The sequence below is a fragment of the Marinobacter sp. UBA2498 genome (assembly GCF_002341575.1).
Taxonomy (GTDB): domain Bacteria; phylum Pseudomonadota; class Gammaproteobacteria; order Pseudomonadales; family Oleiphilaceae; genus Marinobacter; species Marinobacter manganoxydans.
In genome coordinates, this window is sequence record NZ_DDOI01000104.1 from 461 (window position 1) to 9,380 (window position 8,920).

At 60.2% G+C, this 8,920-nt stretch carries 7 protein-coding genes, 1 pseudogene and 1 riboswitch; of the genes and pseudogenes, 1 reads left to right on the forward strand and 7 read right to left on the reverse strand.

The features are described from left to right. The coding region (locus tag B2W52_RS14620) for a tyrosine-type recombinase/integrase (protein WP_286803664.1) at window positions 1–521 on the forward strand (521 nt) is incomplete at its 5' end. A 14-nt stretch (window positions 522–535) separates the two neighbouring features. Here B2W52_RS14620 and B2W52_RS14625 read toward each other — a convergent pair. The 7 genes and pseudogenes from B2W52_RS14625 to B2W52_RS14655 all read right to left on the reverse strand — a co-directional run. Next, window positions 536–1,594, reverse strand: coding sequence for a ribonucleotide-diphosphate reductase subunit beta (locus B2W52_RS14625; RefSeq protein ID WP_273072883.1), 1,059 nt, complete (start codon window positions 1,592–1,594; stop codon window positions 536–538). Between the two features lie 30 nt (window positions 1,595–1,624). Then, window positions 1,625–4,390 (reverse strand): ribonucleoside-diphosphate reductase subunit alpha, encoded by a 2,766-nt coding sequence (locus B2W52_RS14630; RefSeq protein WP_273072885.1) that lies wholly within the window; start codon window positions 4,388–4,390, stop codon window positions 1,625–1,627. 129 nt (window positions 4,391–4,519) lie between these two features. Then, window positions 4,520–4,698, reverse strand: a riboswitch (cobalamin riboswitch). Between the two features lie 155 nt (window positions 4,699–4,853). After that, window positions 4,854–5,207, reverse strand: coding sequence for an FmdB family zinc ribbon protein (locus B2W52_RS14635; RefSeq protein ID WP_041645822.1), 354 nt, complete (start codon window positions 5,205–5,207; stop codon window positions 4,854–4,856). Between the two features lie 5 nt (window positions 5,208–5,212). Beyond that, the gene (fmdA, locus tag B2W52_RS14640; RefSeq protein ID WP_273072886.1) at window positions 5,213–6,445 is read right to left on the reverse strand and encodes a formamidase; all 1,233 of its coding nucleotides are present in this window, start codon (window positions 6,443–6,445) and stop codon (window positions 5,213–5,215) included. A gap of 101 nt (window positions 6,446–6,546) precedes the next feature. Beyond that, on the reverse strand, window positions 6,547–7,590 hold the full coding sequence (locus B2W52_RS14645; protein ID WP_104270958.1) for an AAA family ATPase: 1,044 nt from the start codon (window positions 7,588–7,590) through the stop codon (window positions 6,547–6,549). 15 nt (window positions 7,591–7,605) lie between these two features. Further along, window positions 7,606–8,652: an aliphatic amidase gene (locus tag B2W52_RS14650; RefSeq protein WP_286803665.1), complete on the reverse strand. Its 1,047-nt coding sequence runs from the start codon at window positions 8,650–8,652 to the stop codon at window positions 7,606–7,608. Between the two features lie 30 nt (window positions 8,653–8,682). Beyond that, window positions 8,683–8,920, reverse strand: a pseudogene (locus tag B2W52_RS14655) (ABC transporter ATP-binding protein); the annotation flags it as partial.

Consider the following 8,920-nt stretch of genomic DNA (forward strand, 5'->3'; position numbering starts at 1 on the left):
TCAAGGACCTGGATTTTCAGCAGCAGGTGTTAACGGTGCGGGATGGTAAAGGCGCCAAAGACCGGACGACCCTTCTTCCCACAACGCTCCTTGGGCCGTTGCACGATCATGTTGACGCCATCCGCAAGGCCTGGAGACGGCGAGATGAGGAATTCCTGCATCCGGTAAGCCTTCCGTTTGCTCTCGCCCGCAAATACCCCAATGCCGGGAAATCGCTGGAATGGCAGTGGATGTTCCCCTCCCCCACGCTCAGCACGGATAATCTTGGTAATGTCGCTCGCCATCATCGCCATATATCCTCTGTACAGCGGGCTGTGCGCGCGGCTGCACAAGAAGCCGGCATTGGTAAGCGCGCTGGCTGCCACACCTTTCGACATACCTTTGCCACGGAACTCCTGAAGAGGGGAACCGACATCCGCACGGTTCAGGATTTACTGGGCCATGCGGATCTGCGAACCACCCAAATTTATACCCACGTCCTCGGACAAGGTTTCGCAGGGGTGCGCAGTCCGCTCGGCTAGCGGTCAGTAAGCCCTCACCACTCCAACTGAGCCCCGGTCTGGTATTCAATCACCCGCGTTTCAAAGAAGTTCTTTTCCTTGCGCAGGGTGGCCTGCTCGTCTAACCAGGGCGAGACGTTTTTTGCGCCCGGAAACGGCTCTTCCAGGCCGACGGTGCGGGCACGGCGGTTGGCCACAAAGCGGAATTGTTCGCTGTGATACTCAGCCGAATAACCGAGAATCGGGTCCCGCAGGATGTAATCTGCATAGGCCTTCTCGGCGGCTTCGGATTCGTCCCACATCTCGCGCACGGCCTTCGGATCGAAGGTGATGTTCTCCTCCTCCACGATCTGGTTCACCACCTTCAAGCCAAAGGAGAAGTGCATGGCCTCGTCCCTCAGGATGTATTGCAGTTGCTCGCCGGTGCCGCGCATCAGACCCCGGCGCTGCAGGGCGAAGATGGGGCTGAAGCCGTTGTAGAACCAGGTGCCTTCGAACACGGCCGCGAAGAACAGGTAGGACATGATGAATTCCTGCAGGTCGTCCTTGTTACGCAGGTTCATGTCCGGGCGCATGGCCGCATCCAGCCGGCGGTTGGCGATCTGGATCTTGCCGTTGATGGCGGGCACAACACGATAACGGTTGTAGATCTCGCTCTGGTCCAGGTTCAGGGTTTCGATGCAGTGCTGGTAGGCCCAGGTGTGCATGGCTTCCTCGTAGACCTGGCGGGCCTGGTAGATCTGCAGTTCCGGCGCGCTCATCTTCTCCATCACCGCCAGGCCGATGTTGCGCATGGCGAGGATGTCGGAAGTGGTGAGGTAGGCCAACACGTTCTCGTACACATGTTTTTCCGGCGCGGTCAGCCGGTGGTGGTAGTCGTGAACGTCCTGGGCCATGTTCACGTCCAGGGGGGTCCAGTGGTTTTTGTTGGCGTTCATGAAGTACTCCCAGGCCCAGGGGTACTTGAACGGTGCCAGCTGGTTGATGTCGGTTTCGCCGTTGATGACGCGTTTGTCGTCCACGTTCACCGGTGCCGGGGCGCCGGGAGGCGCCGCTTTGGATTCCGTTTTTGGTTCGTCGTCCCAATCAAGCATGGTTTTGCCTCGAAATCGTTAAGTGAGCAGTTACTGACAGGCTTCGCAGTCCGGATCGTCGATGCTGCACACCTGGGGTTGGGGCGCGGCAACCGGAGCGGTTTTTTCAGCACCGGTGGCACCCAGGGAGCGAAGGTAATAGGTGGTTTTCAGGCCACGTTCCCAGGCCAGCTGGTACAGGGCATCCAGCTTTTTGCCGCTGGGCTCGGCCATGTACAGGTTCAGGCTCTGGGCCTGGTCCAGCCATTTCTGGCGCCGGGCCGCGGCCTCCACCAGCCACCTTGCGTCGATCTCAAAGGCAGTGGCGTATCGCGCTTTCAGTTCGTTCGGGATGCGGTCGATTTGCTGCACGCTGCCGTCGAAGTATTTGAGGTCGTTCACCATCACGTTGTCCCACAGTCCTTCGGCCTTGAGGTCCCGGACCAGAGAGGGATTCACCACGGTGAACTCGCCGGAGAGGTTCGATTTCACGAACAGGTTCTGGTACGCCGGCTCGATGGACTGGGACACACCCACGATGTTGGAAATCGTGGCAGTCGGAGCGATCGCCATCACGTTGCTGTTGCGCATGCCGTTTTTTGCGATCAGTTCGCGTACGGGAGACCAGTCCAGCCGGGCGTTGGTGTTCACAGACAGGTCCCCTTCCCGGCGGTTCTCTTTGAGCAGGTTGATGGAGTCGATGGGCAGGATGCCCTGCTGCCAGAGTGAACCCTCATAGCTCTCATAGGCACCTCGCTCACCCGCCAGCGAAGCTGAGGCGCGGATGGCGAAGTAGCTGAGTTGCTCCATGGCAACGTCAGCGAACTCAACCGCTTCCGGGCTGGAATACGGCAGGCCCAGTTGATAGAGCGCGTCCTGGAAGCCCATGAGGCCGAGGCCAACCGGGCGATGCTTGAGGTTGGAATTGCGGGCCTGGGGCACGGCGTAGTAGTTGATGTCGATAACGTTATCGAGCATGCGCACGGCGGTGTTTACCGTCTGTTCCAGGCGCTGCACGTCCAGCTCGCCGTTGGCAATATGGGCCGCCAGGTTCACGGAACCGAGGTTGCATACGGCGATCTCGTCGGCACTGGTATTCAGGGTGATTTCTGTGCACAGGTTAGAGCTGTGCACCACGCCCCGGTGCTGTTGGGGAGAACGCAGGTTGCAAGGGTCCTTGAAGGTAATCCAGGGGTGGCCGGTTTCAAACAGCACGGTGAGCATCTTGCGCCAGAGCTGCTTGGCCGGGATTTTCTTGAACAGCTTGATTTTTCCCTGCTCTGCCAGGGCTTCGTAATGCTCGTAGCGTTCACGGAAGGCGTTGCCGTACAGGTCGTGCAGATCCGGCGCATCGCTGGGAGAGAAAAGGGTCCAGTCACGGTCTTCGCGCATGCGCTCGATCAGCAGATCGGGCACCCAGTTGGCTGTATTCATGTCGTGGGTTCGGCGGCGTTCGTCGCCGGTATTCTTACGCAGTTCCAGGAATTCCTCGATGTCCAGATGCCAGCTTTCCAGGTAGGCACACACCGCGCCCTTGCGTTTGCCGCCCTGGTTCACCGCCACGGCGGTGTCGTTGACGACTTTCAGGAAGGGCACCACGCCCTGGCTCTGGCCGTTGGTTCCTTTGATGTGGGAGCCCAGCGCACGGACTGGCGTCCAGTCGTTACCCAGACCGCCCGCCCATTTCGACAGCATGGCGTTATCGCGGATGGCGCCGTAGATGTCTTCAAGATCGTCGCCCACCGTCGTCAGGTAACAGGACGACAGCTGAGAATGGCGGGTACCGCTGTTGAACAGCGTGGGTGTGGACGCCATGTAATCGAACGACGACAACAGGTTGTAGAACTCGATGGCCCGGGCATTCGGGTCGTCTTCGCGCAGGGCCAGGCCCATGGCAACGCGCATGAAAAATACCTGAGGCAATTCCAGGCGGGCCTTGTTCCAGTGCAGGAAGTAACGGTCGTACAGGGTTTGCAGACCGAGGAAGCCGAACTGCAGATCCCGTTCCGGCTGAAGGGCTGCACCCAGGCGCTCCAGATCAAAGGCGGCCAGCGCGTCATCCAGCAATTCGTACCGGATTCCCGCCTCGACAAAGGCGCTCAGTGCCTGTGGATAAATCTCAGCCAATGGCAGACTGATGGGCAGGCCCAGGGCGGCGGCATTCTCCAAACGCAGCTGTTCCAGCAGAAGACGGGCGGTGACCGCACTGTAATCCGGCTCCCGCTCAATCCGGCTGCGGGCCGTCATGATCAAGGCCGACAGCACGTCTTCCTCGGCAATGCCGTCGTACAGGTTGGTCAGGGCATCGTCCACCAGGGAATCACCGTCGATGCCCTCCAACCCTGTGGCGGCCTGTTCCACCTGCAGTTTCATCAGGCCCAGGTCCAGCGGAGCAATCTCGCCACTGGTCTTTTTCACCGTCAGATGGGGGTGCGCCTCAACCGGCGCATGGCGGGCGCGCTCGCGGGCATGCTCTTCCCGATACAGGACGTAGGCGCGGGCCACCTTCTGTTCTTCGGCCCGCATCAGGGCCAGTTCCACCTGATCCTGGATGTCTTCGATATGTACCTTGCCACCAGCCTTCAGGCGACGGCCAATCGCCTGGATAACCTGGTCGGTCACCCGGTGTACCGCGTCATTGATACGCGCGGAACCGGCGGCGGTGTCGCCCTCAACTGCGAGGAAGGCTTTGGTTACGGCGATGCTGATCTTCGAGGGGTCGAAGCCGACAAGCGTGCCGTTGCGCTTGATGACCTGAAGGGATTCGGTGTCCGTGTGCGAGGTTGGCCGGGGTTCGGCCAGGGCTGAGGCAGACATGCAGTGTTCTCCTGAATACGCGTTGAGTTCCTTTCACCATCGCGTACGCAGGGGCACACCTCGCCATGGGAATGGCTGGGCATAACCGGTCTGCTCACCCTGGGTCGCGAAGGTGCAGTTGGGAGCCGTAAGGCTCCTTCATCCCTGGCAGGTCTTCGGACTCAGGGGCGTGAATCGATAGATTCGGCCTCGTGTGGCGACTTCCCGGCTTTCGCCAGTGTCTTGATGCCACGCTTGTTCCCCAATACCGCTGCGCGTCAGTTCCGGAGTCTCACCGGATTCCCGATACCAGAATGGCTGAGATGATCACACGTTGACCGAGTTGGTTACGCACTGATCACTACATCTGGTATTTGACCAAGGATAGAAACACTATATACACGATATTCGGAAGGGACAACCTGAAGCAATAAAAAAGGCCCCGGAGAGGGGGCCAAACACGTGACAGTCTCAACTTAGCCAATCAGTGGCTGATCATCCAGGGCCGCATGGAGGGAAACATCTTCTTCCCGTCAGCGGTGTAGAACAGCATGGACTTTCCGGGTTTCGGAGAGCCACAGCCGCAGGCGCGACTGTGCTCCTTATCATTCGCCCTTCGGTCTGCGGTGGAAAACACCGGCTCATGCCGGGACCGCTCGTTCCGGTCCTCGGCCGCCCTTTTGGCCGGGTCCATGGCGGCAATGTGGGATGGCAATACGATCACCCGCGGCGACATGGCCTTGCAGGTGGGGCATTGCGCCGGCTTGGCCGCATCCTCCATGGTGGCCAGTGTGTGAAAGAGGCCATGTTCACGGCACTTGTAGTCATACACGGGCATGGCGATTACTCCTTATCTTTCGACAGCGGTACGTCCATGCCCCCGCTGACTTTCTTCTGCGGACCCTCAGCGGACGGGTTAATGTCGAAGTCGAAGATGCCCGTCGGCAACCAGAGCGTGGCGCAGGCGTTCGGGATATCCACCACGCCGCTGATGTGGCCTTCCACCGGAGCACAACCCAGAATCGCGTAGGCCTGAGCCTTGGTGTAACCGAACTTGGTCATGTATTCGATGGCGTTAAGACACGCCTGGCGATAAGCCACATGCACGTCCAGGTAATGCTGGCCGCCGTCCTCGTCTACGGAGATGCCTTCGAAGATCACATAGTCGTCGTAACGGGGCTTGATCGGGCTGGGCTTGAATACCGGATTCTTGATGCCGTACTTCTTCACGCCGTCCTTGATCAGGTTTACCCGCAGGTGAATCCAGCCGGCCATTTCGATGGCGCCACAGAACGTGATTTCACCGTCGCCCTGGCTGAAGTGAAGGTCGCCTACGGAGAGGCCGGCACCGTCCACGTACACCGGGAAATACACCTTGGAGCCACGGGACAGATCCTTGATGTCACAGTTGCCACCGTGTTCCCGTGGCGGCACGGTACGGGCGGCTTCGTCGCCGGCAGCCTTGGCCGCGTCACCGGTCATCTGGCCCATGTGGGCGGTCTCACCATTGGGCAGTGTTGCCAATTCCGGCACACGCTCCGGATCGGTCGCGACCAGTCCGGCCTCACGCTTGTTCCAGGTGTCCAGCAATTCTTTGGAGGGCAGGCAGCCAATCAGGCCCGGGTGAATCAGGCCAGCAAATTCCACATTGGGAATGTGCCGGGATTTGGTGAACATGCCGTTGAAGTCCCAGATGGATTTCTGGGCCTCCGGGAAGTGTTCGGTCAGGAAGCCACCGCCGTTCTGCTTGGAGAAGAACCCGTTAAAGCCCCACTGGCTCTCTTCGAACGTGCCGATGTCGAGGATGTCGACTTCCAGCAGGTCGCCCGGCTCTGCGCCCTCGACCCCGATCGGTCCCGACAGGAAGTGAACCTGGCTGAGATCAACATCGCGCACGTCGTCGGCGCTGTCGTCGTTCTTGATCTGGCCGCCGGTCCAGTCATAGCACTCAACGATGAAATCGTCGCCCGGCTTGACGGTGGCCACCAGCGGAATATCCGGGTGCCAGCGGTTGTGGATTTTGTCGTTCTCATAGGCCGACTTGTTCAGATCGATCTTGATAATGGTTTCAGCCATAGCGGGCGCTCCTTGGTGTTGGCTTGCACGATTAGGTAACGGCTTTACTATCCGAAATCCCGTGCCGGTGAGGTATTCGCGAAATGCCCCCGGTGCCTACGTCATTCGACGTATTGGTGCACCGTGACCGTCCTGCCCTGCAGGCCGGCTTCAAACCGGCGGCAGTCCGGATACGCCAGCAACGCCCGGGCAACGGCGGGTTCCAGCCGCTGGCGAAAAGCCCGCAGCAGTTCCCGGGCGCCATAGCGAGCGTCGTAGCCACGGCACAGCTCTTCTCGCAGCTCAGGCGCCAGCGACAGCTCGGCGTGCTTTTTGGACAACCGGCGATTGAGGCCCGCCAGCTCAATGTCCAGCAGGGCTTCCAGCCAGTTGTCGGTAAGTCGGTTGAAGGTGAGGATCTGATCAATCCGGTTGAGGAATTCCGGGTCAAAGTGCCGGCGCAGAGCGGTATCGCGAATGGCCTCGCCGTTGCCAGGTGATAAACCGAGCCAGCGGCGCCAGCCCCGCTGGTAGCCCTGCTCATACGTCTCCGCCTCCAGCGCACCGGCGTTGCTGGTCATGAAGATCAGGGTGTTGCGGAAGTCGATCTCGCGGTTGCCGGAGGGAAACACCAGCCGACCGGTGTCCAGCACGTTCAGCAGCGTGCGCACCACTTCCTTGCTGGCTTTTTCGATTTCATCAAACAACACAATGCCGGGTTTGCTGAACGAGCCCTGTACCTTGTCCAGATCGAACAGGCTGTGGCCTTCCTTGCTGCCCACGTAGCCCGGCGGTGCACCGGTCAGGGCTGCGGCGTAATGCTCCTGGGCCAGGGTGTTCATGTCGATACGGCACAGGCCATCGCGATTACCGTGGATGGCTTCGGCAATGAGGCGCACGGTTTCGGTTTTGCCCACGCCGGTAGGACCCAGGAACAGGTGCACCGCCAGCGGCCGGTTGTCCTCGCCGATATCGGCTTTCACCCGCACCAGCATGGATTCCATGGCCGCCAGGGCCTCATCCTGGCCGACGATATTTTCCCGCAGTCTGGCCATCACGGCCTCGGGCTCGAAGCGGAACCGGGAAGCACGAACCGGGCCTGAGGCGGCCCGGTTCTTTTCAATGGTTTCCCGATTGGCTTCCAGCCGTTCGTTGATAAACGGCATGAACGCCTCCCGGGCTCAGGCCCCTGCGGATTTTTCCTTGCCGTCGAACGGCAGCTCGCCCACCGGGCACTCGGCGGTACCTACCGTCTTCCGGGTCATGGCCTCCACGTTTTCCTGCGCCTTCTGGGCGTCCATCACCCAGGTACGGTAGAACTCGAACGGACAGTCGGCCACGCCCTTGTCGCCGTCCCCGGAGGCATGCACACCGGTGTAGCCCCGGTGCAGCAGCTTGAACAGGTGATTCTGGGACTGGTCGTTCGCACGGGCATCACGGATCTGGCTTACGGACAGCTGGGCATACTGAATGCCCATGTCTTCCTCACCGCATTCCCCGAGGGTACGGCCATCGAAGCCAATGATCGCGGAGTGGCCGAAGTAGGAATACACGCCGTCAAATCCGGCGGCGTTGGCCACCGCAACGTAACAGTTGTTGGCCCAGGCCATGCTCTTGGCCATCATCACCTGCTGTTCCTTGGCCGGGTACATGTAGCCCTGACAGCGAACAATCAGCTCCGCCCCCTTCATGGCGCAATCGCGCCAGATCTCGGGATAGTTGCCGTCGTCGCAGATGATCAGGCTGATCTTCATGCCCTTTGGCCCCTCGGTGACGTAGGTGGTGTCACCCGGATACCATCCCTCGATCGGACACCAGGGGATACACTTGCGGTATTTCTGGACGACCTCACCCTCGTTGTTGATCAGAACCAGGGTGTTGTACGGCGCCTTGTTGGGGTGATCCTCGTGTCGCTCTCCGGTGAGCGAAAACACGCCCCAGGTGTTCGCCTCACGACAGGCGGCGGAGAAGATGGCCGTTTCGTCACCGGGCACGGTGGCCGCGGTTTCCATCATTTCCTCGTTGTCGTACATGATGCCCATGGTGCTGTATTCCGGGAACACCACCAGGTCCATGCCCGGCAGGCCCACCTTCATGCCCTTGATCATCTCGGCGATGGCGCGGGCGTTATCGAGCACCTCGGCGCGGCTGTGCAGGCGCGGCATCTTATAGTTGACCACCGCCACCCCGACGGTATCGCTGCTGCTGGAAATATCACCGTGTCGCATAACTTGGCTCCTCGCTTTCGTTGAGCGGATTCAGACCGCCAGATAGCTGGCGATCTTGTTCTGGTCGGCGTCCTCTTTGTCTTCCTGGTGAACGATGTCGCCTTTCTCGATCACCAGAATCCGGTCGGCGATCTCCATCACGAAGCTGAGCACCTGCTCGGACACCACGATGGACAGGCCGCGCTCGTCGCGGATACGTTTCAGGGTGCGCGCCATCTCCTGAATGATGGAGGGCTGGATGCCTTCGGTGGGCTCATCCAGCAGCAGC